Source organism: Streptomyces sp. BK022 (assembly GCF_004217355.1).
GTDB lineage: Bacteria > Actinomycetota > Actinomycetes > Streptomycetales > Streptomycetaceae > Streptomyces > Streptomyces griseoluteus.
Genome location: NZ_SHKU01000001.1, coordinates 183,278 through 209,575, shown reverse-complemented (window position 1 = coordinate 209,575; position 26,298 = coordinate 183,278). Strand labels below are relative to the sequence as shown.

28 protein-coding genes are annotated in these 26,298 nt (G+C 71.4%); 12 read left to right on the top strand and 16 right to left on the bottom strand.

Features of this window, described 5'->3' with window-relative positions:
• Positions 1-2: 2 nt before the first annotated feature.
• Together EV284_RS00995 and EV284_RS32530 are read right to left on the bottom strand one after the other, a co-directional pair.
• Positions 3-1,790, bottom strand: coding sequence for an FAD-binding dehydrogenase (locus EV284_RS00995; protein ID WP_130329311.1), 1,788 nt, complete (start codon positions 1,788-1,790; stop codon positions 3-5).
• Between the two features lie 165 nt (positions 1,791-1,955).
• The gene (locus EV284_RS32530; RefSeq protein WP_165425421.1) at positions 1,956-2,120 is read right to left on the bottom strand and encodes a hypothetical protein; all 165 of its coding nucleotides are present in this window, start codon (positions 2,118-2,120) and stop codon (positions 1,956-1,958) included.
• Between the two features lie 82 nt (positions 2,121-2,202).
• Here EV284_RS32530 and EV284_RS00990 point away from each other — a divergent pair, with 82 nt between their 5' ends.
• Positions 2,203-3,144: a sporulation protein gene (locus tag EV284_RS00990; protein ID WP_130329309.1), complete on the top strand. Its 942-nt coding sequence runs from the start codon at positions 2,203-2,205 to the stop codon at positions 3,142-3,144.
• Between the two features lie 77 nt (positions 3,145-3,221).
• On the top strand, positions 3,222-3,677 hold the full coding sequence (locus EV284_RS00985) for a TerB family tellurite resistance protein (protein WP_130329307.1): 456 nt from the start codon (positions 3,222-3,224) through the stop codon (positions 3,675-3,677).
• A gap of 30 nt (positions 3,678-3,707) precedes the next feature.
• Here the strand turns inward: EV284_RS00985 and EV284_RS00980 are convergent, their stop codons facing one another.
• From EV284_RS00980 to EV284_RS00925, 13 genes are all read right to left on the bottom strand, one after another.
• Entirely contained in the window at positions 3,708-4,634 is a 927-nt protein-coding gene (locus EV284_RS00980) for a M56 family metallopeptidase (protein ID WP_130329305.1), read from the bottom strand.
• A gap of 7 nt (positions 4,635-4,641) precedes the next feature.
• Positions 4,642-5,028: a BlaI/MecI/CopY family transcriptional regulator gene (locus EV284_RS00975; RefSeq protein WP_130329303.1), complete on the bottom strand. Its 387-nt coding sequence runs from the start codon at positions 5,026-5,028 to the stop codon at positions 4,642-4,644.
• Positions 5,029-5,082: 54 nt separating this feature from the next.
• Positions 5,083-5,289: a twin-arginine translocase TatA/TatE family subunit gene (locus EV284_RS00970; protein WP_130329301.1), complete on the bottom strand. Its 207-nt coding sequence runs from the start codon at positions 5,287-5,289 to the stop codon at positions 5,083-5,085.
• 178 nt (positions 5,290-5,467) lie between these two features.
• Complete coding sequence (locus EV284_RS00965) at positions 5,468-5,827, bottom strand: PRC-barrel domain containing protein (protein WP_130329299.1); 360 nt, start codon at positions 5,825-5,827, stop codon at positions 5,468-5,470.
• Positions 5,828-5,960: 133 nt separating this feature from the next.
• A complete protein-coding gene (locus EV284_RS00960; RefSeq protein ID WP_130329297.1) occupies positions 5,961-6,215 on the bottom strand; it encodes a DUF6332 family protein in 255 nt (84 codons plus the stop codon).
• A gap of 55 nt (positions 6,216-6,270) precedes the next feature.
• The gene (locus EV284_RS00955; protein ID WP_130329295.1) at positions 6,271-7,476 is read right to left on the bottom strand and encodes a cytochrome P450; all 1,206 of its coding nucleotides are present in this window, start codon (positions 7,474-7,476) and stop codon (positions 6,271-6,273) included.
• Between the two features lie 275 nt (positions 7,477-7,751).
• On the bottom strand, positions 7,752-9,824 hold the full coding sequence (locus tag EV284_RS00950; RefSeq protein WP_165425420.1) for a SpoIIE family protein phosphatase: 2,073 nt from the start codon (positions 9,822-9,824) through the stop codon (positions 7,752-7,754).
• 146 nt (positions 9,825-9,970) lie between these two features.
• On the bottom strand, positions 9,971-10,876 hold the full coding sequence (locus tag EV284_RS32525; protein WP_165425419.1) for a hypothetical protein: 906 nt from the start codon (positions 10,874-10,876) through the stop codon (positions 9,971-9,973).
• The gene (locus EV284_RS00945; protein WP_130329291.1) at positions 10,873-11,778 is read right to left on the bottom strand and encodes an ABC transporter ATP-binding protein; all 906 of its coding nucleotides are present in this window, start codon (positions 11,776-11,778) and stop codon (positions 10,873-10,875) included. The genes EV284_RS32525 and EV284_RS00945 overlap by 4 nt, the downstream gene beginning before the upstream one ends.
• Positions 11,753-12,178, bottom strand: a complete 426-nt coding sequence (locus tag EV284_RS00940; protein ID WP_130329289.1) for a GntR family transcriptional regulator — start codon at positions 12,176-12,178, stop codon at positions 11,753-11,755. The genes EV284_RS00945 and EV284_RS00940 overlap by 26 nt, the downstream gene beginning before the upstream one ends.
• A 137-nt stretch (positions 12,179-12,315) precedes the next feature.
• Positions 12,316-12,849: a DUF3291 domain-containing protein gene (locus EV284_RS00935; protein ID WP_130329287.1), complete on the bottom strand. Its 534-nt coding sequence runs from the start codon at positions 12,847-12,849 to the stop codon at positions 12,316-12,318.
• A 76-nt stretch (positions 12,850-12,925) separates the two neighbouring features.
• Positions 12,926-13,540, bottom strand: coding sequence for a Fic family protein (locus tag EV284_RS00930; RefSeq protein WP_130329285.1), 615 nt, complete (start codon positions 13,538-13,540; stop codon positions 12,926-12,928).
• The gene (locus tag EV284_RS00925) at positions 13,527-14,309 is read right to left on the bottom strand and encodes a hypothetical protein (protein ID WP_242625592.1); all 783 of its coding nucleotides are present in this window, start codon (positions 14,307-14,309) and stop codon (positions 13,527-13,529) included. Before EV284_RS00925 ends, EV284_RS00930 begins: the two co-directional genes overlap by 14 nt.
• A gap of 240 nt (positions 14,310-14,549) precedes the next feature.
• On the opposite strand from EV284_RS00925, the gene EV284_RS00920 reads away from it, so the two are divergent.
• On the top strand, positions 14,550-15,908 hold the full coding sequence (locus EV284_RS00920) for a diacylglycerol kinase family protein (RefSeq protein ID WP_130329283.1): 1,359 nt from the start codon (positions 14,550-14,552) through the stop codon (positions 15,906-15,908).
• Positions 15,901-16,461, top strand: coding sequence for a phosphatase PAP2 family protein (locus EV284_RS00915; protein ID WP_130329281.1), 561 nt, complete (start codon positions 15,901-15,903; stop codon positions 16,459-16,461). The genes EV284_RS00920 and EV284_RS00915 overlap by 8 nt, the downstream gene beginning before the upstream one ends.
• 126 nt (positions 16,462-16,587) lie before the next feature.
• Here EV284_RS00915 and EV284_RS00910 read toward each other — a convergent pair whose 3' ends face one another.
• A complete protein-coding gene (locus tag EV284_RS00910; protein ID WP_130330929.1) occupies positions 16,588-18,294 on the bottom strand; it encodes a RecQ family ATP-dependent DNA helicase in 1,707 nt (568 codons plus the stop codon).
• 341 nt (positions 18,295-18,635) lie between these two features.
• Between EV284_RS00910 and EV284_RS00905 the strand changes: the two genes are divergently transcribed.
• The 8 genes from EV284_RS00905 (at position 18,636) to EV284_RS00865 (ending at position 26,291) form a co-directional block, all read left to right on the top strand.
• Complete coding sequence (locus EV284_RS00905) at positions 18,636-18,923, top strand: DUF4190 domain-containing protein (protein WP_130329279.1); 288 nt, start codon at positions 18,636-18,638, stop codon at positions 18,921-18,923.
• A 68-nt stretch (positions 18,924-18,991) separates the two neighbouring features.
• Positions 18,992-19,366: a VOC family protein gene (locus EV284_RS00900; RefSeq protein ID WP_130329277.1), complete on the top strand. Its 375-nt coding sequence runs from the start codon at positions 18,992-18,994 to the stop codon at positions 19,364-19,366.
• A 108-nt stretch (positions 19,367-19,474) separates the two neighbouring features.
• Positions 19,475-20,143, top strand: a complete 669-nt coding sequence (locus tag EV284_RS00895) for a Type 1 glutamine amidotransferase-like domain-containing protein (protein ID WP_130329275.1) — start codon at positions 19,475-19,477, stop codon at positions 20,141-20,143.
• Between the two features lie 815 nt (positions 20,144-20,958).
• Complete coding sequence (locus EV284_RS00885; RefSeq protein WP_130329273.1) at positions 20,959-21,186, top strand: hypothetical protein; 228 nt, start codon at positions 20,959-20,961, stop codon at positions 21,184-21,186.
• An 82-nt stretch (positions 21,187-21,268) separates the two neighbouring features.
• Positions 21,269-22,543: an MFS transporter gene (locus tag EV284_RS00880; RefSeq protein ID WP_130329271.1), complete on the top strand. Its 1,275-nt coding sequence runs from the start codon at positions 21,269-21,271 to the stop codon at positions 22,541-22,543.
• A gap of 114 nt (positions 22,544-22,657) precedes the next feature.
• Entirely contained in the window at positions 22,658-23,986 is a 1,329-nt protein-coding gene (locus EV284_RS00875; protein WP_130329269.1) for an MmgE/PrpD family protein, read from the top strand.
• A complete protein-coding gene (locus tag EV284_RS00870; protein WP_130329267.1) occupies positions 23,983-24,885 on the top strand; it encodes a TOMM precursor leader peptide-binding protein in 903 nt (300 codons plus the stop codon). The genes EV284_RS00875 and EV284_RS00870 overlap by 4 nt, the downstream gene beginning before the upstream one ends.
• A complete protein-coding gene (locus EV284_RS00865; RefSeq protein WP_130329265.1) occupies positions 24,882-26,291 on the top strand; it encodes a YcaO-like family protein in 1,410 nt (469 codons plus the stop codon). The genes EV284_RS00870 and EV284_RS00865 overlap by 4 nt, the downstream gene beginning before the upstream one ends.
• Positions 26,292-26,298 lie beyond the last annotated feature (7 nt).

The following is a 26,298-nucleotide window of genomic DNA, read 5'->3' as shown; positions in this document are numbered from 1 at the left end:
GCTCAGGTCGCCGTCGCCGCGGCCGCTGCCCGGCCCGCCTGGCGTCCGGAGAAGAGGCAGCCGCCGAGGAAGGTGCCCTCCAGCGAGCGGTAACCGTGCACTCCGCCGCCGCCGAAGCCCGCGACCTCCCCGGCCGCGTACAGCCCCGGCACCGGTTCCCCGGAGGCGCCGAGCACGCGCCCGGTCAGGTCCGTCTGGAGCCCGCCGAGGGTCTTGCGGGTGAGCACGTTGAGCCGTACGGCGATCAGCGGGCCTGCCGACGGGTCGAGGATCTTGTGCGCGGGGGCGGTCCGGCTGAGCGAGTCCCCGATGTAGGAGAGGGCGTTGCGAATGCCCATGACCTGCGCGTCCTTGGTGTAGGGGTTGTCCATCTCCCGGTCGCGTGCCTCGATCTGCCCCTTCAGCCGGGCCAGGTCGATCAGGTTGTCGCCGGTCAGCTTGTTCATCCCGGCCACCAGCTCGGACAGCGACGAGGCGACCACGAAGTCGGCGCCGTTCTTCTTGAACTTCTCGATCGGCTCGGGCGTCTGCCAGATCCGGGACAGCAGCTGCCAGACGTTCTTGTCGGTGAGGTCCGGGTTCTGCTCCGAGCCGGAGAGCGCGAACTCCTTGGCGATGATCTTCTGTGTGGTCACGAACCACGAGTAGTCGTAGCCGGACGCGGTGATCGAGCCGAGGGTGTGCAGGGTGTCGTAACCGGGGATGTCGGGGGTACCGAAGCGTTTGCCGGTGGCGTCGAACCACATGGAGGACGGTCCGGGCAGGATGCGGATGCCATGGCCGGGCCAGATCGGGTCGTAGTTGCGCAGGCCCTCGGTGTAGTGCCACATCCGGTCCGGGTTGACGATGCGGCCGCCCGCCCGCTCGGTGATGGCGAGCATGCGTCCGTCGACGTGCGCGGGCACTCCGGTGACCATGTTCTTGGGCGGTGTGCCGAGCCGCGCGGGCCAGTTCTGGCGTACGAGGTCGTGGTTGGCGCCGATGCCGCCGGAGGTGACGACCACGACCGGCGCGCGCAGCTCGAACTCGCCGATCACCGTACGGGAGCTGGGCTTGCCGCGGGCGGCGGTGCTGGGTTCGAGGACGGCACCCCGTACGCCGGTCACGGCGCCGCCCGTGGTGACGATGCCGTCGACGCGGTGCCGGAATCTGAAGGCGGCCTTCCCGGCCGCCACCGCCGCCCGCACCTTCTTCTCGAACGGCTCGACCACGGCCGGACCGGTGCCCCAGGTGACATGGAAGCGCGGTACCGAGTTGCCGTGCCCGTCCGCGAGGCCCCCGCCGCGCTCGGCCCAGCCGACGATCGGGAACCACTGCACACCCAGCCCGGCGAGCCAGGACCGCTTCTCCCCGGACGCGAAGTCGACGTACGCCTCGGCCCACTTGTACGCCCAGTGGTCCTGACCCGCCGGGTCGGCCACGCCCCGGTCGAACCCGGCGCTGCCCAGCCAGTCCTGCCAGGCGAGGTCATGGGTGTCCTTGACGCCCATCAGCCGCTGTTCCTCGGAGTTGACGAAGAACAGGCCGCCGAACGACCAGAACGCCTGCCCGCCGAGACTCGCCTCCGGTTCCTGGTCCAGCAGCAGCACCTTCCGTCCGGCGGCGGCCAGTTCGGCGGTGGCGACCAGCCCGGCGAGGCCGTGCCCGACGACGATGGCGTCCGCGTCCTGCGACTCCCCGGCGAAGGCCGGGAAGGCATGGCCGGCCAGTGCCGCCCCGGCGAGCATCCCACCGGTGACGGTGAGGGCGCGGCGACGGGTGATCCCTGCGGGAGCGATGGGGTGGTCCATGGCTGCCTTTCGTCAAAGGGGTACCGGCGGTGCGGGGTGACGGACGAAGGCTGCCGAGGCAGGGGGGATGTGCTGACGGTCGCCGTCGGCAGGTGTTACCGACGGTAGCCCAGGGGGTGCGGGGCGACCAGAGTTGTGCTCCAACTCTGTTGTCTCGTAGGCGAGTTACAGCCTCATGGACGGGTCGGAGGCGTACAGATCGTGGATGCCCGGCAGCGGTGCGGCGCCCGGTCCGCCGGCGGGCACCCGGCCGAGCGCACCCTCGGCGGCGCCGGGGATCGTCGGCGAGGCCGGGCCTGATCCGCCGGATCGCTGGAACGTCGGCGCCACTCCGGCTCGTTGGTGGACCGGGGCTCCGACCCCGCCTATGCTTCTACACACGTGTAGAAGCAGGAAAGGGAGTGGACGCCGCATGGTGTTCAAGAGGCTGCTCGGCTCGCTCGGTGTGGGAGGGCCCACGGTGGACACCGTCCTGGACCCCGGTGCCGCGCTGCCCGGCGGCACGCTGTCGGGAGAGGTCCGCCTCGCGGGCGGTTCCGCCGCGGTCGACGTCGACCACATCACGCTGGAGCTGGTCGCCCGGGTGGAGGCGGAGCACGAGGACGGGGAGAGCGAGGGCTCGGCCGTCTTCGAACGCTTCACCGTGGGCGGCGGGTTCCGGCTCGGCGAGGGCGAACAGCGCGCGGTGCGGTTCGACGTGCCACTGCCGTGGGAGACCCCGGTCACCGAGCTGTACGGGCAGCCGCTCGGCATCGTGCTGGGGGTACGGACCGAGCTGGCCGTCACGGGGTCGCGGGACAAGGGCGACCTCGACCCCCTGGCCGTACGCCCGCTGCCGGTTCAGGAGGCCGTGCTGGAGGCGCTGGGCCAACTGGGCTTCGGCTTCCGGTCGGCCGACCTGGAGTACGGGCGTATCGGCGGTACGGGTCAGCGACTCCCCTTCTACCAGGAGATCGAGCTGACCCCGGCTCCGCAGTACGCCTACGGGGCAAACGAGTTCGAGCTGACCTTCCTCGCCCACCCCGGTGGCGTGGAGGTCGTGGTGGAGGCCGACAAGCGGGGCGCTTTCCCGGGCGGCGGGCATGACGCGCTCGGCCGGTTCACCGTGTCCCACGACGTGACCGGCGTGGACTGGAACTCGCTGGTCGACGGCTGGTTCCGGCAGCTGCTGGAAAGTCGTACGGCAGCGGTGTACGCCGAGCCGCACCACGGCTCACGTCCCGGCATGGGCATGGGCACCGCCGTCGCGGCGGGCGCGGCCGGGCTGGCCGTCGGCGTGGTCGGCGGCATGGTCGCGGCCGAAGTCGTGGACGAGGTGGGTGACTTCTTCGAGGACGACGAAGAAGAGGACTGAGGAACCCCTTCCCCGCGAAGGACACATGGGAGCCGGGCAGCGGCGCGGCTCCTTCCGATTCGAGATCTGGAGTACTCATGGCCCTGTGGGACCGCATCAAGGATTCCGCCGCCACCATGCAGACGCAGTTGGTGGCGCGGAAGAACGACCTCAAGAGCGGCGCCTTCCGTGACGCGTCGATGGCGATGTGCGCGCTGGTGGCGGCGGCCGACGGCACGGTGGACCCGTCCGAGCGGCGCCGGGTCGCCCAACTCATCGCCGGCAACGAGGTGCTGCAGAACTTCGACGCGATGGACCTCCAGCGCCGGTTCGAGGACAACCTCGGCAAGCTGACCGCCGACTACGACTTCGGCAAGGTCAGCGTCCTCCAGGAGATCGCCAAGGCGAAGAAGAAGCCCGCCGAGGCGCGTGCCGTCATCCAGATCGGCATCGTGATCGGCGGCGCGGACGGCGACTTCGACAAGGGCGAGCAGGCGGTGGTCCGCGAGGCGTGCTTCGCCCTCGACCTGCCGCCGCACGAGTTCGACCTCTGAGACGCGTCCGGGGCTCCGGGGCGGCCACCTCTACAACGGGGTGGCCGCCTTCAGCACGAGGAAGAGCGTCACCGCCGAATTGGCCGAGGACAGCGCCGAGATCATCGTCCCGGCCGCGGCTGTCCAGGCGGCCACTCCCACGGCGGTGAACAGCGAGGGCCAGACGTGTACGACGGGGGCGGGGCCCAACAGCGCGGCCACCCGGCGCGGTACGGGTCCCGGCGCCGCGAACCCGGCCAGGACGGCGTGCGGCCGCGAGACCAGCGCCGCCCTGCCGATGGCGCGGGCCACCGCCTGCCGGCTGCGCACCACCCCGGCCGCCTCCTCGTCAGCCCACCGCTCCACGGTGTACGACACGGCGGTGCGCAGGGGACGCAGGAACGGATTGGCCCGCGCGGCCAGTTGGACCAGCAGCAGGAACCGGTGGTGGGCGCCCGCGAGATGCGCTCTCTCGTGCGCGAACAGCGCCCGGCGCTCGCGGGCGGCCAGCCGGTTCAGCAGGCCGGCCGACACCACCACCCGCCCCCCGTCCCGGCCGGGCAGGGCGTACGCGTAGGGCTCCGGGTCGGGCAGTACGGCGACCGTGCGCCGGGGCAGACCCGCGAGGCTCCGCTCGGCGCGTCGCCGTACCCGCAGATGCCGCCAGAGCACGCGCGAGCAGCCCGCGAGCACGGCGAGCAGGGCGGGGATCGCGGCCTGGCCCGCCACCTCGTCGTACGGGACGGCCTCCCGCACCTCGTCGTCCGACCAGGCGTCCGGCAGCGGGTTGCCGGGGAGTTGGGCGGTGCCGACCACCATGAGCAGGGTCAGGCAGAGCGTGCTGCACAGGGCCAGCGCGCAGGCGGTGACGGTCAGCAGCCATGTCGCGGCGCGGGGGTGCAGCCGCTGTTCGGCAAGCCGGGCGACCGGCCACGCCGTCAGGGGAAGCACCAGCGGCAGCAGGACGAACACGCCCATCGGTCTCTCAGCCTTCTCCGTCCGGGCCCGACTCGCCCAGCAGGTGCCGCAGGAGACGCTCGTCGTCCGGTTCGAGGGAGGTGACGAAGCGGGACAGCACCGCCTCGCGGTCGCTCTCGCCGTCCAGCACCTTGCGCATCCGGTGCGCGGCGAGGCCGGCCTGGTCGGAGACCGGGGTCCACACGAAGGAGCGGCCCGCGCGTTCCCGGGTGACGGCGCCCTTGGCCAGGAGGCGGGTGAGGATGGTGATGACGGTGGTGTAGGCGAGATCGCCGCCGAGGTGCTCCTGCACCCGTCCGGCGGACGCGGGCACGCGGGCCTCGCGCAGGGCGGAGAGCACCAGCCCCTCCAGCTCGCCCTGTCCCCGTCGCCGGGTACGCCGCTGGTCGTTCACGCCCTCTCCTTCCCCTTCCGCCGCGGGTAGATCGTAGGCCGCCCCCGGGCCGCCTCAGCTCCGTTCGTCACGGGGCAGGACGGCGCCCTCGATGACGGGTCCCGTGGTGGGCGGGGCGTCCTGGGTGCGCAGGGCACGGGCCTCGCTCTTGAAGATGCGGGTGGCCTGGCCGGCCGAGCGGACGAGTCCGGGCAGCTTCCGTACGCCGAGGAGGACGATCAACACGATGAGGAGCAGGGCGACTTCACTCAGGCCGAACATCGGGGGCGGTTCCTCCCAGCGGGGGTGGTGGCGGGGGCCGGTCGGTCCCGCTCACCATCATTGTCTACATTGCTGTAGAAGTCTCGTCCAGTGTCCCGCCGGGAACGGCACCAGGGCCCGGCGGCCGCTCCCCCGGACCACCGGGCCCTGCTCCCGCGCCTCCGTACGAAGGCCCCGCTCAGTGCCCCGAGCCGTGGCCGCCGTAGTGCCCGCTGATCTGGTCCCGGTACGCCGGGTCGCCGAGGTGCTTGTCCTTGTCGAACTCGGGCGCGTCCTTGATCTGCTCCTTGGTCCGCGCCACGTGCAGCGTCCGCTCCTCGTGGTCGATCCCGGTGATCGTCCCGGCCGGGAGCAGCACCTCCTTGCCGAAGATCCACACTCCGGTGTCCACGACGATGTACTGCTCCCCCACGTCGTTCGAGTGCTTGTCCACCTTGCCGATGTGCCCGTCGAGCGCCTCGACCTTGTACCCGCTCAGATCGGCGTCCGGCGTGTGCCCAGCGGTCGGGCCGTAGCTCCAGATGTTCTCGGCGGTCATAGACGACACCTCCATACTCCAGCCCCAGGAGGTGGATGCGGTCCACATCCGTTCTCCCACCAGGGGCTCAACGGGCGAATGTCCGGCCTCAGGGTGAACAAACCCGAGGTCCGCCTCTGAGAGCAACACGGCGTCAGCGGCCTCTACGGCGCTCCACGTCGAAGCGGTACAGGACATGTACCAGACGCCACAGTCCGGCCGCCCCTCCGGCCAGGGCTCCTCCCGTCAGCACGCCCGCGGACGCCTGGCCTGAGAGGCCGAAGAGGCGAGTGACGACCAGAGCGGCGGCGAAGACCACCGCGGCAAGGACACCGGCAGAGACCACGGCAAAGCCGATCTCCACCGTCATCGCGTCCTTCTCCCACCGCGACTCCCGCCCCTTGTCCATGACGGAAGTGTCGCATCACGGTCACGCATGACGAAGGTCGCCGCCCACGGCCGGTTCACCAGGTCACGGGCAGCTCCAGGGGAAAGCGCCGGATGGTCTCGGTGTCCCAGCGCACTTCCTCCGGTGGTACGGCCAGTCGCAGTCCGGGGAAGCGCTCCAGGAGCCGCCCGATGGCCACTTCGAGTTCTGCCATCGCCAGGGGCACGGCGATGCAGCGGTGTCCGCCCCAGCCGAACGTCATGTGCGGACGGCTGGGCCGGTGGATGTCGATGACGTCCGGGTCCGGATAGCGCTCCGGATCGCGGTTGGCCGCGAGGTACGACACGTGGACGAAGTCGCCCGCCCGGATCTGGGCGCCGCCCAGTTCCAGGTCCTCGAGAGCCAGCCGGGGGATGCCGACGCCGTTGCGGAACGGGATGTAGCGCAGCAACTCGTTCAGTACGTCGGTCAGGTCCCCGGGCCGGTGCCTGAGGTGGTCGGCCAGTTCGGGGCGGGTGAGGAGCAGGTAGACGATGTCGCTGATCTGGCAGGTCGCCGTGTCCTGCCCGCTGAGTGCCAGGGTCAGGGCGGTGACCGCCAGTTCCCGGTCACTGAGGCAGTCCTCGCCGTCCCGGGCCTCGGCCATCAGGCTGATGAGGTCCTCGCCCGGTGACTTCCGCCGCTGTTGGACGAGTTCACCGAAGTACGACGTGAGGTCGGCCTTGGCCGCCACAGCGGCCTCCTTGGTGCCGGCGCCGACGGCCAGCAGCCGGCGCACGGTGTCCTGCAGGGGTGCCCAGTCCTCGCGCGGGACGCCGAGAAGGTCCATGACGGTGTGCTGGGGAAGCGTGTCGGCCAGCATCTCCACCACGTCCGCCGGCGGCCCGTGCTCCTCCATCGCGTCCAGCAGGCTGTCCGCGAGCCGGACGATCCGGGGCCGCATCTCATCCGCGCGCTGCTGGGTGAACGCCTGCGAGGCCAGTTGGCGGACACGGCTGCTGTGCGGCGGGTCCATGACGTTGATCGACTCGGGCGAGACGATGGGCTCCGGCGTCAGCCGGGGGTAGTCGTGGGGGATGATGCCCGCGCGGCTCAGCCGGGGGTCCGTGGTCACCCTCTTCACGGCGTCGAACCCGGTGACGAGCCAGGCGTCGGCGTCGCCGTAGGGAAGCCTGATGCGGGCAGGGGTGTCCCGCCGCATCAGGTCGGCGAGCGCGGGGTCGAACTCAAGCGCCTCGCTGAAATCGAACGGGCACTCGACGGCCCTATTGTCGCTGGGCACCAGGGGGCTCCTCCGAGTTCGGAACGGGTGGGGAAACGGTGGCGCCCACCGCGTGACGGGGCCAGGGGCGACACGCGCAGTCACCCGAGGACCGTTGATTACGCAGAGTAGGCGCGATCAGAGTGTGGCCGGGTGCCGGGCAACTCCGAAGCCGCCACGCCACGCTGACGTGCCAGGTTCTGCCGGACGGCCCCGCGCCGTGCGTGAGGGGGGCCTCTCGGTCCCGGGGACTCCGCTCGCGCCGGTGTCCGCCCGCATGCCGGTGTGTCCGCGGGTCAGCCCCCGCCCCCGTCCCGCTTCTCCGGCGTGTCCACCTCCGCCCAGATCGTCTTCCCGCCCCCGCTCTCGTACCGGGTCCCCCACCGGTCCGCGAGCTGCGAGACGATGAACAGCCCCCGCCCGCCCTCGTCCCCTTCCTGCGCGTGCCGCAGCAGTGGCGCGTTGCCGCCCGTGTCCGAGACCTCGATCGTCAGGGCCTGGTCGAAGATGAGGCGGAGGCGGGCCGGCGGGGAGCCGTGGCGGACGGCGTTGCCGGCGAACTCACTGACGATCAGCTGGCCGTTGAAGCGGATGTCCTCGCCCAGCCCCCATTCCCGCAGGTGTTGCTCGCAGCAGGCGCGGGCCGCCTCCGCGGCCTGCGGGCCGTCGGGCAGGGCGAGGGTGGCGACGCGGTCACGGGGGAAGGCCATGACCCGGCAGACGAGCACCTGCGCCTCGCTCGCGCGCGGACGTGAGGTGAGGAGGTCGGACAGTTCGTCGCAGAGAGCCCGCGGGTCCACGCCGTCGGAGTCGGGGAGCCGGTCCAGGGCCCGGCGCAGGAGGCCGGGTACGTCGGCCGGGTCGTCGGTGAGGCCGGGGGTGTGCAGGATCAGCAGCGACTCGGGCGGGACGGCCGCTGTGACGGACGGGATCGGCGCGGCCGGGCCGCCCAGGGACGGCCCCTCGGGCGTGGTGATGGGGTCGATCGTGCCGTCGGGACGCACGAGCAGGACCTCGGGCCCGCCCGCCCGCGCGACCGTGACCTCGCACGACAACGGGTCCCACTCCGCGTAGGTGCACCCGGCACACAGGCGCCCGGACTCCAGCGGGGCCACGCTCCGGTCGCGGGCCAGCGTGGCGGTCGTACGGCTCAGCCGCGCCAGCAGCTCCCCCGGCTGGAGGTCGAGCGTGGCGAGGGAACGTCCGGCGGTCCGCAGCTCGCCCATCGTGGTGGCGGTCCGTACGCCGAACCCGGTGACCTGGCCGACGGCGAGCCCCGTGCGCGCCCCCGACAGCGGCATCACGTCGAACCAGCCGCCCCCGCTCTCTTCGCCGGGCAGCCGCAGGTCGGCGATGTCGAGCGCGGCCCCGGTCGGGGGCTGCCTCGGCAGCAGGGAGTTCTGGATGGCGAGCGCGATGGTGTGCTCGCGGTGGAAGCGGCTGGCGTGGTCCAGGCATCGCGCGGTGTGCGCGCAGACCTTCTCCACGAGGGCGACGTCCTCGCGGGAGAACGGGGCCGGCGTCTCGCCCCGGTAGAGCAGAAGCAGACCGAGCACCGTCCCCTCGCGCATGATCGGTGCCGCGAGCAGCGCGTGCGCCCCGGCCGCGCGCAGCAGGCGCTTCAGCGCGGGTTCGGCGTCCAGCCAGCCGGGGTCGGCCTCGATGTCGGCGGCGCGCGGAGTGCGGGCGGCCAGGAGCGGGGCGAAGGGACGCTGGTCGGCGGGCCACACGTGGCTGCCCTCGGGGGCACCGCTGCACGCGATCGGGCACAGCGGTTCGGGGTGGTCCCGGGTCAGCGGCGGGGGTTCGCCCTGGGTCATGTGCTCGGCGAGGGCGATGACGACGGTGTCGGCGGCGCCGGGAACGAGCGCCTCGGCGAGTTCGGCGCAGGTGGTGTCGTGGTCGAGGGTCTCTCCGACCTCGCCCTGGATGGCCGCCAGCCGCCGCAGCGGGTCGGTGCCGGGGTCCGCCTCCCCCGGGGTGGTGTCCGCGATGGTGCAGAGCAGCCCGGAACCGTCCTCTCCGGGCGGCAGCGGGAAGAGCGAGAGGCAGAGGGTACGGGGGTCTTGCCGGGGAGTCTTCCGGGTGCGGATCAGCCGGTTCAGCGAGGCCACACCGCTGGTCCGTACGTCGCGCGCGTCGGCCGTCTCGGTCGCGGGATCGCGCAGCGGGAGTACGTCGGTGATCACCTTGCCGGTCGGGTCGGTGCCGGCCAGCAGGTGGTGCGCGGCCTCGTTGCACTCGGTGACCCGCAGTTCGTCGTCGAGGACGAGGACCGCGAGCGGCGAGGCCGCCAGCGCCTCACAGGCCACGCGCATGGCCTGCGGGCAGGTCTCAAGGGTCCGCTCGCGTCGGGCGTCGCCTTCCATGGCACCTCCCCAACCAGCATGCGCAACACGCTGGCGGGACGCATTCCGGGGGGTGCGGAGAGCGGGTCTGCCGCGGCCTGAGCCACTGGGTGGGTTCGACACCCCGCCCCGGCGATTACCTTCGCCGGGGCGGAACCATGTCGGGGTCAGGCCGTGCGGCGCCGGATGACGCGGAAGGCGGTCAGGGTCAGCAGGGCCGCTGCCACGAGGACCAGGGCGCTGGAGGCGAGCTGGTACGGCCAGTAGTCGCCGGGGGTGAGGGCGTTGGTGAGGTAGGCGTCCTGGGGCAGGGCGTCGAAGAACATCAGGCCGAACACGCCACCGGGGTGGAATCCGTGCACCTTGGAGAGGACCGGGAGGTCGAGCAGCAGCATCGCGCGGGACCGGACGAGCACGGCGGCCACCAGCCAGGTCAGCAGCGGGGCGGCGATGAGGGTCGGCCACACGCGGCGCAGGTACGTGCCGGTCAGCGCGCCGGCCGCGACGCCGAGGAGGACGTACGCGACGGTGACCGGGCCGATCGTGTAGTACGCGTTCTGCCGCTCGGCACCGTAGGTGAGCAGGTCGAGGTCGAGGGCGTGCACGGCGCTCATCCGGTACAGCGCCACCAGCGGGATGGTCAGCAGCACGACGATCCCCGCCAGCGTCGCCCAGCGGACACCGAACCAGCGCCGGGGGGTCACCGTCTGGGTGAGGGCGAGGACCACACGCCGGCTCTCCCATTCACGTGCGGTCAGCACACCGGTGAGCAGCGCGGCGAGCAGGGCCGGCTGGAAGGCGAGCATGGCGCCGTCATCCATGAGTTTCGCCGTCATCACATGGGCGTCAGCCGCGTAGCGCCCGAAGTGGTACGCCTGGCTGCCGACGTGGTTCCGCAGCGCGACGGCGTCGGCCCAGCCGTAGTAGTGGTACACGGTCCGGACGCCGATGAGCAGGGCCGGCAGCAGGAGGATCACGCCGGGGACCCAGTACTGGCGCAGGGCGATCCCCGCCAGGGGCCGGAGACGGCCGGGCCGGGGAGTCGTCGGGGCGGCGGCTGTGGCGGCGCTCATGCGGCGGTGTCCTTGCGAGGCGATATGGAGGCGGGAAGGGACGATCCGGTGAGGTGCGCGAGCACCAGCTCCTCCACGGAGGGCGGCCGCACCTCCCAGTCGGCGGGGAGCGGACCCGCGCGGCGGATCAGGGCGGTGGTGCCGCGCCCGGCGGGGCGGGACTCGACTACGGCATGACCGGCGAGCTGCTCGGCACCCCCGGCGAAGGCCACCACGGCATGGGCGCCGGTCAGTTCGTCCATGTCGCCGCACAGCCGGGTGGTACCCGCGTCGAGGAGCAGCAGATGATCGCAGACGTCGGTCAGCTCGGACAGGATGTGCGACGACATGACTACCGTCGCGCCGGTGTCGGCGACGTGCGCCATGAGCAGGCCCATCAGTTCCTGGCGGGCGAGGACGTCCAGGTCCGCCATGGGCTCGTCGAGCAGCAGCAGATCGGCCCGCTTGCCGAGGGCGAGGGCCAGGGCGATCCGGGTGCGCTCGCCGCCGGACAGGCTGCCGACACGGTCGCCCTTGCCGAAGCGGGAGGGGTCGGCGAACCGCCCGGCCAGCCCCGCGTCCCAGTGGCCCTCGTTGAGCCGCGCGCCCAGGCGCAGCGTCTCGGCGACGGTGAACCGGGGGAACAGGGGCCGGTCCTGCGCCAGGTAGGCGACCCGCGGATTGCCGACGCGCGTGGGCCGGCCGAAGACCTCCAGGGTGCCGGAGGCGGGCCGCTGGAGCCCGGCAGCCAGCTCCAGCAAAGTGGACTTGCCGGCGCCGTTCGGTCCGACGAGCGCGCACACGACCCCGGCGGGGACGGCGAAGGTGCAGCCGCCGAGCGCGTCCGGACCGCTGCGCCGGTATCTCCTGGTGACGCCGTCCGCGGCGAGCGCCGCTTCAGGACTGCTGGTGGGGAACGACATCGGGTTCCTTCGATGAGTGCTTCGACGGGTAGAGGTCTTCGAGGACGGCGGTGAACAGCGCGGCGAGGTCCTCGCGCTCCAGGCCCGCCGTACGGGCCCGCGCCGCCACGTCCGCCAGTTCCGCCCGCCAGGGCGAGTCGCCGGAGGACGAGCCGAGCGTGCCGGTGATGAACGTCCCGTGCCTGCGCCGGGTCTCGACCAGGCCCTGGGACTCCAGCTCGCGGTACGCCTTGAGCACGGTGTTGGGGTTGAGCGCGGTCGCCTCCACGACCGCACGGGCGGTCGGCAGACGGTCACCGGGTTCCAACTGGCCCAGCCGAAGGGCCTGTTGGACCTGCTGGACGATCTGGACGTAGCTGGGTACCCCACTGGACCGGTCGATCCGGAAGGCGAACGCCACGAATGAACCCCGCTTTCAACCAATGAACTAATGGAATGATGCATTGAGGGTTCCGGACACGTCAAGGCGCCCCCGGTGGGGGATCACCGGCGAGCCGCCCGAGCTGTTCGGCCACCTCGGCGCGCCGGACCCGGACCTCACCGTCGCGACACCACGACCGGGGCTTTGTCCGGGGTGAACGCCCGAGAGAAGGTGAAGGCGCGCGGCGTGGGCCCGTGGTCCCGGAGGTGTTCCAGTCGCGAGACCCCGTCCCGCCAGGTGGGTGTCACGCCGTCGGAGACCCACCAGAGGACGTGATTGGGGTGCCCTGACCTGTCGAACCAGTCGTCACGCCTGCCCAACGCCTGGCGGTGCAGACCGGTGTAAACGGCATCGAAGGCGGGGCGCAGGCCGGTCCAGAGGGAGAGGGTGGCAGCGAGGGCGGTGCTCTCAGCCGTACGGCCCTTGTCGTACCAGCCCGGGACGGCGAAGTCCCCCCACGCGCCCCAGTCGGCCCCGAACAGCTCGCCCTGCTCACCGTCCGCCGGTTCGGCATGCGCGAGGTATCCGGGGCGCCGGCTGATCTCCCGGTACACGGCCGCGCCTGTCTCGTAGAACTCGCGCGTGAGCGGGGTGGCGTCGGCGAGAGGCGCCTTCAGGACGCCGAACGTGTACAGGGCTGTCTGGGGCATGCGGGTCTCCCTTGACCGAGGACCAGGGTGAAGGTAATGGCCGCCGCGAGCCCTGTCGAAGTTGCGTTTCTCCTGTTCAAGTGGCTTCCTGACGGCGCCGGTTCAGCACCCCGACCAGCGTCGCCAGATCCGCCGCCCCCTCGGCGTCGTCCGCGTACCGGGTGACCTGCAGCGGCCCCACCTCCGGGAGGACGACACCCTCGCGGGCCAGGACGTGCACCAAGGCCAGCAGGGCCGCGCGGGCGTTGCCGTCCACGAAGGGATGGAAGAACGCCACATCGAGGTAGGCCCGAGCCGCACGCCCCGACAGCGGGAGATCCGAAGAGGTCGCCTCGCGCAGGCAAGCGGCGAAATCGGCCTCGGTGCGCACGGTCAGCGCGTAACGCTCACGGCCGCCCTTCGCGTAGGCGTCCCCCGAGCGGAACGGCGCCTCCCCGCCCAGAACCGCACGCTGCCAACCCGACAGCAGCCCGAAGTCGAGCGGAGCACCCCGCGCGGCATCGGCCCGCGCCAGGGCGTACGCGGCCAGCAGACGCTCCGCCCGGCCGGAATCCCGCAGCCGGACCGGGCCTTCACACCACGCCCGGAAGCCGTCGGCCACGGGAGACCGCGCCGCCAGGCGCGGCGCTCGATGCCAAGCCGCCTCCCCCCGCACCCGCAGCCACACCGCCAGGCTGTCAGCCCCGGTCATGGAGGTTCTCCAGCCCCTCCCGCTCCCGGTGATCCCGATAGGGCGCATGGCCGGTCAGGTCGACGGCCAGGTCCTCGCCGACGGATTCGATCACCGCCCGTCCGGGATCGACCCAGCTCTCGAACCGGCCCCCGATCGCCCGTTCCACCGCTTGGTCGGCCTCGGCCCAGTCCATGCCCGTGGAGGTGAGGAACCAGCCCAGGCTTCGCGCGGCCAGCGCGTGCCAACCGCCCTCCGCGCCTGAGTCCAGTGCCATGGTCACCAGCCGGACACTCGCCCGCTCCAGGTGCCAACTGCTCTCCTCGGGCGAGGCGTCCGGCGGCGGAGCCAGCTCCACGAACCGCCGGGCCAGCGCTTCCAGCCAGCGGCGCCACTCCAGCAGCGCGCCCACGACACCGGTCGCGGTCTCGTCCGGGGTCGTCACCGAGCTGGTCCCGCAAACCCAGCTGCCGACGGGCCCGCCGTGCCGATGGCACCAGTTCCACCCCTGAGCCCAATTCCCGTAGCGGTCCCGGACGATGGCGTCGATCTGGTCCGCGCACCAGTATTCCGCCTGCCAGTGCCCCGCCATCCCGGAGAGCACGGGTGGCACCCACTCCATCACCAGCGCGCGGAGTCGCGCCTCCTCGTCGCCGTCCCAGGCGAACGGATGGCGCGCCGGGTCGACGTCGGCCCAGTGCCGCATACTCGTGGGGCGCGGTACCAGGTTGTCGGGGAAGGGCAGGGTGTCCCGGTTGTACGTCAGCGTCGGGCCGCTTTCTCTGCGCACGGTGGTCAACGCCCCAGTCTCGGTCAGGGCTGGCGAGATGGCGAACAGTTATCCGCACAAAGGCGCCCGGGAGCGGCGGGGTCGCCCCCTTGCTGATGCCCCTCTCGAATCCCCGACCGCGGTGTTTGGCAACCTTTGGATGACCCCGTGGGCCCATACGGCCGACCGGGGCACCTCCCGGCCGCGGCGCTGCGTCAGGCTGGGGGTGCGGGGCGGGCCGAGATCCACTGGGAGGACGTCATGGGTGGGGCACGAGCGGTGCGGTTCCGGGCGGGGCTGGTCGCCCGGCTGCTCGCGCGGTGCGCCGTGGTGACTGCGATCGGCGGCGTGGTGGTGCTGCTGCTCGCGGTCGGCGGAGGCGGGCTGTTCGTGGCCCTCGCGGCGGTGGTCGGGCTGGTGCTCTTCGCCGCCGGCGTCTGGTGGTTCGTGGCCCGGCGAGGCGTGGTGCGGCTGCTGGGCGCGCTCGTCGCCGTCGCCGCCCCGGTCGGCTTCCTGGTGTTCATCACGCGGAGCGGCCTCTGGCTGGTCGCGCTCATCTCCGCCGCGTGCTGGTCGGTCGCGGGCTTCACCGGCCGTGCGGCGCTGCGCAGGGCACGACCGCACCGGACCCAGCGGCCCAGCCGAGCGCGCCGGCCGAGACATCCGGTGCTGATCATGAACCCGAAGTCCGGCGACGGCAAGGTCGGCCGCTTCGACCTGGTGAGACGGGCGGAGGATCTGGGCGCGCGAGTGATCCTGCTGGACCCCTCGCAACCCGCCGACGTGACCAAGCTGGCCGAGGAAGCCGTGGCCAAGGGGGCCGATCTGCTGGGGGTGGCGGGCGGCGACGGTACGCAGGCGCTGGTCGCGGCGGTCGCCGCCGAGCACCGCCTGCCGTTCCTCGTGATCTCCGCGGGCACCCGCAACCACTTCGCGATGGACCTCGGCCTCGACCGCACCGACCCGGCCCGCTGCCTCGACGCCCTGGCCGACGGTGAGGAGATCCGTGTCGACCTCGGCGACGTCTCCGGCCGCCCCTTCGTCAACACGGTGTCCTTCGGCGTCTACGCGGACATCGTGCAGAGCCCCGAGTACCGCGACAACAAGACCGGCACCGCCCTGAACCTGATGCCGGACCTGCTGGCCAGGGAAGGCGTACGACGGCTCGCCGCGAACGTGGACGGCGACCGCCTCGTCGAACAGCAGGCGCTGCTGATCAGCAACAACCCGTACGTCTCCCCCGACGAGCTGAGCGGCGGCGGGCGCCGGCCGCGGCTCGACACCGGTGAGCTGGGCGTGATCGGGATCAGGGTGGAGAACGCGGCCCAGGCGGCGGACCTGGCCGTACGGGGTACGCAGGCGCCGGGGCTCACCGTGACGACCGCGCACCGGGTCGAGGTGACGGCCGGGGAGGAGCAGATCCCGGTGGCGGTGGACGGCGAGGCGCTGTGGCTGCGCACTCCCGTCACCTGCGTGGTACGGCCACGCGCCCTGCGGGTGCTGCTGCCGCGCGACCGTCCCGGCGTGCCGCCGCCCGCGCCGCCCGTCGACTGGCGGAAACTGCTCGACCTCGCGTTCGGCCCCGCCGAGCGCACGGCACCAGGAGAGAACCATGGCTGACCGCGACATCGCCTCCGCCGTCCTCGGTGACCTCCGCGCGGTCGACGGCGCGCTGTACGCCGCCGTGGCCGCCACGCCGACGCCCGCGCTGGACCGGGCACTGCGGCTGCTGTCGCACGCGGCCGACCACTCGAAGATCTCGTTCGGCGTCGCGGCGGGGCTCGCCCTGCTGCCGGGCCGGCCGCGCCGGGCGGCACTGGCCGGGGTCGTTTCGGTCACGCTGGCATCGGCGGCGGCGAACCTGCTCGGCAAGCGGATGGTGCGCCGCCACCGGCCCGACCGGGAGCAGGCGCAGGTGGCGGTGGCCCGGCACGTGCGCATGCCCGAGTCGGCGTCCTTCCCCTCCGGGCACACGGCCTCGGCCACCGCCTTCGCCACTGCCGTGGGCGTCGTCCTGCCTCCGGCCGCGGTCCCCTTGGGGTCCCTGGCGGTCGCCGTCGGGTACTCCCGCGTCCACACCGGGGTGCACTATCCGGGGGATGTCGCGGCGGGCGCGGTGCTGGGGTTCGCGGCGGCGGCGGTGTCACTGGCCGTGGTGCGGAAGCTGGGCTGAGGGGCGGGGTCGGCCCACATGTGCGCCTCCCACCTGTGGGGAAGCCACGTGTGGGGACGGCACATGTCCGGGGCCCACACGTGGGGGACGCACATGTCCGGAACCCACATGTGCGCCCCCACCCCCTCAGCACACGGTCAGCAGCTGGTTCCTGTTGATCACCTCGAGCGACAACGTCCGGTACCCCACCGTCTCGAACAGCACCGTCAGCCGCTCGTTCTCCTCGCTCATGACCGACCCCTGCCCCCACTGCTCGTGCCGTACGAGAGTGCCGGGCGGGAAGGGATGCGGGTCCCCGGCGGGCGCCGGAGATGTCGACTCGGGTATCGGCCCGCCCGTGCCGGCGAGCACGGCGGGTCCGCACTCCGCGCCGCCCTCCTCCGCCAGTTCCGCCGCCTCACACCGGTCACAGGCGCCGCAGGACTCGTCCTGCTCGCCTCCCTGTCCGAAGTAGCCCAGCAAGAAGCGCCGCCGGCAGCCGGTGGCCTCCGCGTAGCCCCGCATCATGTCGACACGGGAACGCTCCAACTGCTGATGGGCGTCGCCCAGTTCGATCGCCTGCTGGGCGGCGTCGGCCGGTCCGGCCGTACCGGTCGCCTCCAGTTCGCCGTCCTCGGTGGTGTGCACGGCGTCGACCTGCTCCAGGAGGTTGACCACGGCTGTGAGGCGGCTCGACGTCAGGTTGGTCTGCTCGCGCAGCTCGGTCGGCGGGACGGGCCCGTCGTGTTCCTCCAGCGTGCTCACGACCTGGGTGACGGTGTCCGGGTCCGGCCGCCCGGCTGCGAAGAAGCGCTGCATGCCGAGGTCTTGGGGCCGGTACGCGAGTATCGCGCGGGCCTTCTCGCCGTCGCGTCCGGCGCGGCCGATCTCCTGGTAGTAGGCGTCCAGGGAGCCGGGGACGGAGGCGTGCAGCACGAAACGGACGTCGGGCTTGTCGATGCCCATCCCGAAGGCGGAGGTCGCCACGACCACGTCCAGTTCGCCCGCCATGAACCGGTCGTGCACCTCGCCCCGCTCCCGCGCGGGCAGCCCCGCGTGGTACGCGGCCGCGTCCAGCCCGAGCAGGCTCAGTTCCTCGGCGTACTCCTCGGCCTCCCGGCGCGTACCGGCGTACACGAGGCCGGGCTTGGCCTCCGCGGCGGCGCGTTCGACGACGGCTCGCTTCTTGGCGGTGGCGTCCTGGAAGGGGATGACCTCCAGGTGGATGTTGGGCCGGTCGAAGCCGGTGACCACCTCGCGCACGTCCCGCATGCCGAGCTGACTGACGATGTCGGCCCGTACGGGTGCGGCGGCGCTCGCGGTCAGGGCCAGTACGGGAGGCCGGCCGAGCCGGTCGATGACCTGGCCGAGCCGCAGGTAGTCGGGGCGGAAGTCGTGCCCCCAGGACGACACGCACTGGGCCTCGTCCACGACGAACAGCGCGGGCTCGGCGGCGGCGAGCTGCTCCACCACCTCGTCCTTGGCGAGCTGCTCGGGCGCCAGGAAGAGGAAGTCGACGTCACCCTCGCTGATCCGGTCCCAGACCGCCGCGTTCTCGCTGCCGCTCTGGGAGGAGTTCACGGCGGCCGCCTCCGCGCCCTCCCGGTTCAGCAGCCCGCGTACCTGATCCCGTTGGAGCGCGACGAGCGGCGACACCACGACGGTCGGCCCCGGCAGCAGCAGCCCCGGCACCTGGTAGACGGCCGACTTCCCGGCTCCCGTGGGCATCACGACCAGCGTGTCCCGCCGCTCCATCACCGCTTCCATCGCCAGGAGTTGCTCCGGCCGCAGCTCCTCCCATCCGAACACGTCCGCCGCGCTCTTCCGCAGCCGCTTCGCCGAGGCGGTAGTCATCATGCTCCCCCTGTGTTCCGGGCCTTGCTCAGATCACCGGAATCGGCGCCTGGGTGAGCACCCGGTACCCCGGGGTGGCCGGAGTAGCGCCCTGGCCCCGGAATCGGACCTCGGGCAGGCGCGACACCCCGAGGTTGCACGAGGAACGACGCGAGTGCCTCCGAAGCTCGGCGCGGGGCAGCGAGGGAAGGGACCAAGATCCCGCTTTCGGCACGAGAGTCGTGAATCCGGGGTTCCGCTTAACCCCGGGATTCCTGGGGAATGCCGCAACTCCCCCTGGGCACCCGGAGCCCAGAGACACAAAGTAACGGCATTCCCCCTTTCATGGAACGGGAGTTCTCATGACCAGTTACGGTGGCCAGCCGACCGCTCGATCCGGTTCGCGGGCCAACGGTCTCGCTATCGCGGGCCTGGTGTGCGGCATTGTCGGCTTTTTCTTCCTCAATGTCGTTCTCGGCCCCCTGGCGATCATCCTCGGCATGGTCGCCACACGGCAGCCGGGCGCACGGGGCGGTCGGGGAATGGCGAAGGCGGCGGTCGTTCTCGGCATCGTCGACCTCGTGGTCTTCGCCATTCTCATGATCGTGGCGGCGAACACCGGCGGATTCCACTGGTACGTCGGAAACTGACGCCGAAATCGAATTCCGGGCGCGTACGACAGACGCGTACGACCATGGGCTGCGGGCAGTGATGAACCATGACGACACTGCTCGCGGCCTTCGTGCTCGGCACCCCCGATCCCCCCGCGCTGGCCGATTTCTATCGCGCCCTGTTGGGCTGGGACGAGGTCGACCGTGAGCCCGACTGGGTCCGGCTCAAGGCTCCGGAGCATGAACGCCCCGGTCTCAGCTTCCAGCTGGAGAAGGACCACCGCGCGCCGGCCTGGCCGTCCGGCCCCGGCGAGCAGCAGATGCAGGCCCACCTCGACATCCAGGTGGACGATCTCGCCGCCGAGACCGAGCGTGCGTGCGCCCTGGGTGCGACGGTGGAGGAACACCAGCCGCAGAACGACGTCCGCGTGCTGCGCGATCCGCACGGCCATCTGTTCTGCCTCTTCCTCCCCGGTGCCTGAGCGACGCGCACGACTCGTCCCCGCGCCGTCGGCTCCGGACTCCGCCGGGCCTGCCGACCCGTACCGCACGGCGTTGCCCACGGCCGGCACCCGTGATTGGCTCGGCCGATGAATCTTCTGCTGACGTCGGCCGGCCTGCGCAACGAGTCCCTGAAGGACGCCCTGCGGGACATGCTGGGCAGGCCGTTCGGCTCGGCGAACCTCGTATACGTCCCCACCGCGTCCATGGCCGAGTCCGGCGACCACGGCTGGCTCCTCGCCGACATGACCCGCGTACACGGTCTCGGCTGGCGGGAGTTCGACATCCTGGAGCTGAACGGCCTGCCCCGGCAACTGGTGCTCGACCGGCTGCTGCGCGCCGACGTCATCTACGTCGGCGGCGGCAACCACTACCACCTCGCCCGCAGCATCACCGGCAACGGCCTGGCCGACGGCTTCCTGAAAGCCCTTGCCGACCGGGTCTACGTGGGGCTGAGCGCCGGCTCGATGATCCTCAGCCGGCATCTCACCGAGCACTCCGCCGACGTCATCGGGGACACGGCGGACCTCCGCCTGCTCGGCGCGTCCACCGTGACCCCGCCCTTCGGCCTGCTCGACTCGTACCTGAAGCCCCATCTGTACTCACCGGACTTCCCGGAACGCGACGACGCCTGGGCCGATCGCATCGTCGCGCGGGCGGACTTCCCGATCCACTTCATCGACGACGACACGGCGGTCCGGGTGCGCGGCGACAAGGTGGACGTCGTCTCGGAGGGCCGGTGGCGGTTCCATCCGTGACCGGGTCACCGGCCCAGAAGGTCCGACGTGATGTCCCGCGGGTGGCGGCGGACACCGACCGGACCACGATGATCGTGCCCGATGGGGGAAGCAGGGCGTCCGCACGCTGCGCGAACTGGCCCTGGGCTGACGATTCCCGGAGAAGCGAGACGTGCCCTTCGCCGGTCAGCTCCTGCAAACGAACCACCGGACCGTCCACCCTCGCGCCGATCTGACCTGCCCGAGGTCCGCAGCACCGGGGAACCCTGGGCGAGAGGCCCTCGGCCTGCCTCCGCGACCGGCCCTCACCCGTACTCGGTGAGCGGCCAGGGGACGGCGCTGCCGTTCGACGAGGCCCCAGCGATCGACGCCGCGCCGGCCCGCGACTGCCGCGTTCCGCTCGAGCGCCTCCGGCCGCCCCGCACGCTCAACCCGCTTCCGGCGATCGGCTGGTAGCCGGGAGCCCGGGCGACGGCTCCGGACATGCATCGTCATTCGCCCGAGCAATTTTCACGAGTGATTCAAGTCACAACACAGGGCGATGATGGCGGAGAGTGAATGATCGCCAGCGAGATCACCTGGAGTGACATTCCATTACCTCAGGGTCAAGGTCGGGCTTTTGCGGGATCTTGAATGTATGGCCCATCGATACTGAGCTCTTTACTTTCCCGTGGATCAACGTCTTGTTGAACGAGCAGGCCCGTGGGTGTCAAGGGAGGGATTTTGGACGCCTGACCGGAAAGCGTTCCCCTATTGATCGCCTCGTCGGCGTGATGCCACGATCACGCCGCAAGCCACCTTCGGCTGCACAGAGAGTCACCACGAGAGGATCGAACATGTCTTTCGAATTCGCCGAGTTCGGTACCGAGCGCACCGCTGAGACCGCCGAGCTGATCAACGCGTCGTCCGACAACGGCCGCGCCCTGATCAACGCCTCGTCCGACAACGGCCGCGCGCTCATCAACGCCTCGTCCGACAACGGCCGCGCGCTCATCAACGCCTCGTCCGACAACGGCCGCGCGCTCATCAACGCCTCGTCCGACAACGGCCGTACCGCCCTCTGACCCTCGCGGTCCTGAGATGTGGTGGCGGCGCGCTCGCATCGCGCCGCCACCACGTTGACCAGGGTACGCGCGTCCGGGGAGCATGAAGGAGCATCACGTGACAGAGCCCAGTGCCGGCGGGTCGACGCCATGGAGCAGACCGGCAGTCCTGGCAGTCACCTTCGCCACCTTCCTGTCTTCGGCGGCCTTCTATCTGAACTTCCCGATTCTGCCGCTCTACGTCGCGCACCTGGGGCACGGGCATGTCGGAGCCTGGCTGGGGCCCATCGTGGGCGTGACGTTTCTGGTCAGCGCGATCGTCAACCCCTTCTGGGGCGCGCTCGCGGACCGGTTCGGCCAGCGCGCGATGATGCTTCGCGCGGCGGCCGCGGTGACCGTGGTGTACGCACTCACCCCGCTGGCCGTCACACCCAGTAGTCTCTTCGCGCTGCGCGTCCTGGCGGGCCTCGCCTCCGGGTTCATCCCCGCCGCGACAGCCCTGTTGAGCCGTCATGTCCCCGAGGAACGTCTCGGGCGCACCATGAGTCTGCTGTCGGTGGCCCGCAATGCGGGAGCCCTGCTCGGTCCGGCCGTCGGTACTTTGCTGACGACCGGCGACTCCTTCGTCCTGGTCTATGCGGTGGCCGCCGCGCTCATGGCGCTGTGCTTCCTGCTCGCCCTCTTCGTACCCCGTGAACGCGGGGCGCCCGGTGCGGAGCGACCACCGCTGTGGGACCGGCATCTGTGGCTCCAACCGTTGCGCAGCCTCGGTGCGCGCGGCACGTCGGGTCTGCGCCCCGTCCTGGCGGTGGTGCTGCTCACCAGCATGGCCGCGGCCGTTGTGCAGGTGTTGCTGCCGCTCCAGCTCGCCGAGGTCGGCGGTGCCTCCGGACGTCGGCTGGCTGGTCTGGCCTTCTCGGTCGGGGGTGTGGCGTCGCTCCTCACCGCCTACGGCTGGGGACGGCTGACGGACCGGCTGGGTACGCGTGTCCTTCTTCTCGGTGTGTTCACGGGTGGAGCGGCCGCCAGCGTGCTGCTGTTCGCCGCCCGCACGACGTGGACGGTGCTCGCGGCATACGCGTTGTACTGCGTGGTGTTGTGCGAGGTTTTCACCTTGCTCACGGTCGCCCTGGCGCGGCGGGAGTCGGCCGAGACGCGTGGCACGGTGTTCGGGCTCAACAACACGGTCATGCAACTCGGGCAGGCCCTGGGCCCGACGCTTGCCGGATTCGCCGTCTCCTTCTGCTCGCCCACCACCGGAGTGCTGCTGACGTCGCTGTTGCTCGGGGGATCTCTGGTGGTCACGGCCACTACGTCGGCCGGCGACCGCCCCCGTCCGCATACAGAACAGCCTTCTCCAGAACCGATCAAGCGCTGATTCCGAACCGTCTGCCCCCAGCGCCGCCTTGCTGACAGCTGTCGGCCCACCGCCGTTGTCCCTCGCGGCCCTGTGGCCCGCCTTCGTCCGCCGTCCGTGCGGAGAAAGCCTGAGATGAACTGGAACGAGTTGCCCGAGGGCGTGGCCGGCGCCATGTCCCGGCCCCCGGCACCCTGTCATGTGGAGGAGTTCACCTTCACTCTGGTCGACACCCTCGCGAGTGCCTGGTCCGCGCAGCCCTTGCCGGCCGTCCCGCTGAGGCCGGTCGTCCGTGAGGGAGACCAGGCGACTTCTTGGACGACGGGAGGTCTCCTCTCCCCTTCCACCGCCTGTTACGACAACGCCCACGCCACGCACGCGAGCGAGTTCGACTGCATCCACTACATGGCCGTCGGGCACCCGGGAGCGGTTCTGCTGCCCGCGCTCCTCGCGCTGCTGGAGTGCGGACTGGTCACCGCACAGCAGGTGATCAGGGGTTACCTGGCCGGCCTGGAGACCATGGTGACCCTGGGTGAGTCCGTGGGTGATCAGCTGCGCAAGCGTGGCTTCCACGCGACACCGGTCCTCGGTGCGCCGGCCACTGCCGCCGCGGTCGCGGGTTCTCTCGGCCTCGGCCCGCCGGCTCTGAGCACGGCCATGTTCCTGGCCCTCACCTCGCAGTCCGGCTACGCGTGCGCGCACGGCACGGTCGGCAAGGCTCATCAGGTCGCGGCCGCAAGCCGGGGAGGCTTGGAAGCGGGCCTGCGCGCGGCGTCCCTGCGCGAGAGCGAACGAGTCGACGCCTGGTACGCGCCGCTGGAAGCGCTGCTCCAGGAGAAGCTCTCCTTGCCTGTCCATGGGTTCGGCGATCCCTGGGCTCTGGACGTCCTGCCGACCCATTACAAGAAGTACCCGCTGTGTGGCTACTTCGACGCACCCCTGGACCACCTGGAGTCGCTCCGAGGGAACGGCTTCTTGCGTGACGCGCTGGGCGTGACGCTGGGGGTACCCGAGTACGTGGCCACGGCGAGCAAGTACCAGCGGCCGCGCACAGTGGAGGAAGCCCGTTTCTCCCTCCCGTACGCGGTGGCCGGCCTGCTGACACGCGGCGCCGTCACACCCGCTCTCTTCACCGAGGCCGCTGTGGCTGACGCCGTACTGGCACACCAGGCCTACGACGTGACCGTCGAGGAGGTTCCCGGTGAGCTCGGACCGCTCGGGGACACCCTTCCCGGCTTCGTGCGGGTGAGGCGCCGCGACGGTAGTGAGGAGAGCCTCACCGTCGTCTACGAGGTGGTGCCCCCGACGACGGACTGGACACGGGCCCGGGCGAAACTGGCGGGCAGCCTGCCCAGGGCGGACAGTGCCACAGCCGACGGCATCATCACCGGACTTCGTGGGTTCGGACAACTGGACGGCCCTGGTCTGGGCCGCCTCCTGGCGTGGGGAGCGGAAAACCGATGAGCACCTTCGAAATCGCCGCGGACGCGGCCCTCTTCGACGACGGGAAAGAGGTCGTCGTCTACCGCAGCACCACTCGCTCCGGCTTTGCCCTGCGCGGCCTGTGGGGTGACCTTCTGGGCGTGGTCTGGCACCGCGTCATCGACGGTGGCGCCGACTCCGGCGAACTCGTGGCCCTGTTGGCCGAGCGCGGCGTCGACCGTGAGGAGGCTACGGACTTCCTTGCCGAGCTGACCCGACGCGGCGTGTTCACGGACCCGGCCGAACCCGCCCCGCTCAGCCGGCCGCTGGAGCGGATCTCCGTGGCGGGACTGCCGCGCGCGGCGTCGCTCCTCACCGGTCTGCTCTCCGAGCAGGCCGACGGGGAAGATCCCACCCCCGAGATCGTCGACTGGGTCCCCGGTGAGGTCGCGGCCCCCGGCAGCCGGGCCGTGGTCGTTGTCGCCGACGCCACCGAGATCGGACTGTTCCGGGAGGCGAACCGGGACGCCCTGCGCTCGGGCTCGCCCTTCCTCACCGCGATGCTCGGCGCCGGAACTGTCACCCTCGGCCCCACCGTGATTCCCGGCGGCTCGGCCTGCTTCGAGTGCTACTGGACCCGGCGCACCATGGAGGACGACGCCGCGACCCCGCAATGGATCACCCGGTCGCGGCCCCGTATCCCCGGCTCGGCCGGTAAGCCCGGGGCGAACAGCACCGGACTGCACATGGCCACCGCGCTGCTGGCCCGTGAGATCTCCCGCCTGCGCCACGGCGCCTTCGGGCCCGCTCTGGTCAGCAAGGTCTCGGTGCTCGACGAGGCCACCTTCTCCGGTGACGTCCACGCTGTCTTCCCGGTGCCGTCCTGCAGGGCCTGCGCGCTGACCGAGGAAGTCGTCCGGGAAGGTACGCACAGCCGATGACACTCTCCGCACCCGGATGGGCGGCGCCCGAAGACACCCGCGGCACGATGCCGGGCTCCCGCCACGACACGGCACCGCGTCTCAGCTTCGACCGTCTCGTCGACGGCGGCGAGCCGGACGCCCGCGCCCTGCTGCCCCGCTTCACCACCGCTGTCAGTTCTGACGTCGGCATCGTGCGGCTCCTCGCCGAGGAGCGCGACTACTACAACGACGAACCGGCCACCCTGCTCCACCGCGCCGAGGTCGTGCCGACCCATCGTCTGTCCTCCAGCGGCTACACCAAGCGCGCCGCCGAAGGCGGGCGCGGCTTCGACGCCGGTACGACCACGGTCGGCGCACTGTTCGAAGCGTTCGAGCGGTACAGCCTGTCCGTCTACCGCGAGGAGCACCTCCTGCGCGGCAGCCATGAGGCGCTGACCGCCCAGGGCGCGCAGGCCGTCGCCCCCTCACGCTTCCTGTGCGCACGGACCGCGACCGAGAACGAGCGGCGTCGGGTCGACGGCACCGAGCGCGCCTGGGTCCGGGGCACGTCCGTGGCGACCGGAGCCGTCGTCCTCGTGCCGGCGCAGACGGTGTTTCTGCCGTACTACGTCTCCGAGGACGAAGGCTATCTGCGAGATCCGCTGACCACGGGGGCGGCCGCGGGTCTCGCGCCGGCCGCGGCCGCACGGCGCGGACTGCTCGAAGCTGTCGAACGCGATGCCGTCATGCTGATGCACTATCTGAACCTGGTGCCCGACGCCCTGGACGCCGGCGCCGTCAATGATGACCGCCTGCTTGAGCTGCTCCGCGACGCCCGCCGGCACCACCTGGAGATACGTCTCTTCCGTGTACCCACCGACCTGCCCGTGCATGTCGTGGTCGCCCAGGTCCTCGATCGCTCCGGAGTGGGCCCGGAGATGACAGTCGGTTCCAAGGCGTCCTTGTCCCTGTCCGACGCCATGGTCGGCGCCGTGCTCGAGGCGATCTGCTTCCGGCGCGGACTGCGCGACCGGCTGGACCACGCCCGTCAGTACGCCGAACAGCATCTGCACACCGGCTTCGACATCAACTGTCTGGAGGAGCGCACCTACTACTGGATGCAGCCGGGCCGGTCGTCCCGGTTGAGCTACCTGGAAGACGCGGGCGCCCCGGCCGATCCGGGCGCCTTCGCCGACCGTGCCGGTTCCATGCGCGGGCTGGTCGAGGAGTTGCTCGACCGTGTCGGAGACATCGTGCTGGTGGACGTGACCACGGACGACGTGCGCGAACTGGGTGTCTCGGTGATGAAGGCCGTCGTACCCGAACTGCAACCGATGCATCTGGCCGAACCACTGCGGATCTTCACGCGCAGGCTGCTCTCCCTCGGTGCCCGCCACGGGCAGGAAACACCGGAACTCAACGACGTCCCGCACCCCTTCCTGTAGTTGTGAG

Bases quoted from the DNA above. Each gene is read 5' to 3' on its own strand.
- EV284_RS32525 (WP_165425419.1), bottom strand. From the start codon at position 10,876: ATGAGCGCCGCCACAGCCGCCGCCCCGACGACTCCCCGGCCCGGCCGT.
- EV284_RS00895 (WP_130329275.1), top strand. From the start codon at position 19,475: ATGAATCTTCTGCTGACGTCGGCCGGCCTGCGCAACGAGTCCCTGAAG.
- EV284_RS00915 (WP_130329281.1), top strand. From the start codon at position 15,901: ATGGCTGACCGCGACATCGCCTCCGCCGTCCTCGGTGACCTCCGCGCG.
- EV284_RS00985 (WP_130329307.1), top strand. From the start codon at position 3,222: ATGGCCCTGTGGGACCGCATCAAGGATTCCGCCGCCACCATGCAGACG.
- EV284_RS00995 (WP_130329311.1), bottom strand. From the start codon at position 1,790: ATGGACCACCCCATCGCTCCCGCAGGGATCACCCGTCGCCGCGCCCTC.
- EV284_RS00950 (WP_165425420.1), bottom strand. From the start codon at position 9,824: ATGGAAGGCGACGCCCGACGCGAGCGGACCCTTGAGACCTGCCCGCAG.
- EV284_RS00980 (WP_130329305.1), bottom strand. From the start codon at position 4,634: ATGGGCGTGTTCGTCCTGCTGCCGCTGGTGCTTCCCCTGACGGCGTGG.
- EV284_RS00960 (WP_130329297.1), bottom strand. From the start codon at position 6,215: ATGGACAAGGGGCGGGAGTCGCGGTGGGAGAAGGACGCGATGACGGTG.
- EV284_RS00900 (WP_130329277.1), top strand. From the start codon at position 18,992: ATGACGACACTGCTCGCGGCCTTCGTGCTCGGCACCCCCGATCCCCCC.
- EV284_RS00870 (WP_130329267.1), top strand. From the start codon at position 23,983: ATGAGCACCTTCGAAATCGCCGCGGACGCGGCCCTCTTCGACGACGGG.
- EV284_RS00930 (WP_130329285.1), bottom strand. From the start codon at position 13,540: ATGACCGGGGCTGACAGCCTGGCGGTGTGGCTGCGGGTGCGGGGGGAG.
- EV284_RS00920 (WP_130329283.1), top strand. From the start codon at position 14,550: ATGGGTGGGGCACGAGCGGTGCGGTTCCGGGCGGGGCTGGTCGCCCGG.
- EV284_RS00935 (WP_130329287.1), bottom strand. From the start codon at position 12,849: ATGCCCCAGACAGCCCTGTACACGTTCGGCGTCCTGAAGGCGCCTCTC.
- EV284_RS00875 (WP_130329269.1), top strand. From the start codon at position 22,658: ATGAACTGGAACGAGTTGCCCGAGGGCGTGGCCGGCGCCATGTCCCGG.
- EV284_RS00965 (WP_130329299.1), bottom strand. From the start codon at position 5,827: ATGACCGCCGAGAACATCTGGAGCTACGGCCCGACCGCTGGGCACACG.
- EV284_RS00885 (WP_130329273.1), top strand. From the start codon at position 20,959: ATGTCTTTCGAATTCGCCGAGTTCGGTACCGAGCGCACCGCTGAGACC.
- EV284_RS00970 (WP_130329301.1), bottom strand. From the start codon at position 5,289: ATGTTCGGCCTGAGTGAAGTCGCCCTGCTCCTCATCGTGTTGATCGTC.
- EV284_RS00865 (WP_130329265.1), top strand. From the start codon at position 24,882: ATGACACTCTCCGCACCCGGATGGGCGGCGCCCGAAGACACCCGCGGC.
- EV284_RS00990 (WP_130329309.1), top strand. From the start codon at position 2,203: ATGGTGTTCAAGAGGCTGCTCGGCTCGCTCGGTGTGGGAGGGCCCACG.
- EV284_RS00945 (WP_130329291.1), bottom strand. From the start codon at position 11,778: ATGTCGTTCCCCACCAGCAGTCCTGAAGCGGCGCTCGCCGCGGACGGC.
- EV284_RS00905 (WP_130329279.1), top strand. From the start codon at position 18,636: ATGACCAGTTACGGTGGCCAGCCGACCGCTCGATCCGGTTCGCGGGCC.
- EV284_RS00910 (WP_130330929.1), bottom strand. From the start codon at position 18,294: ATGACTACCGCCTCGGCGAAGCGGCTGCGGAAGAGCGCGGCGGACGTG.
- EV284_RS00880 (WP_130329271.1), top strand. From the start codon at position 21,269: ATGAAGGAGCATCACGTGACAGAGCCCAGTGCCGGCGGGTCGACGCCA.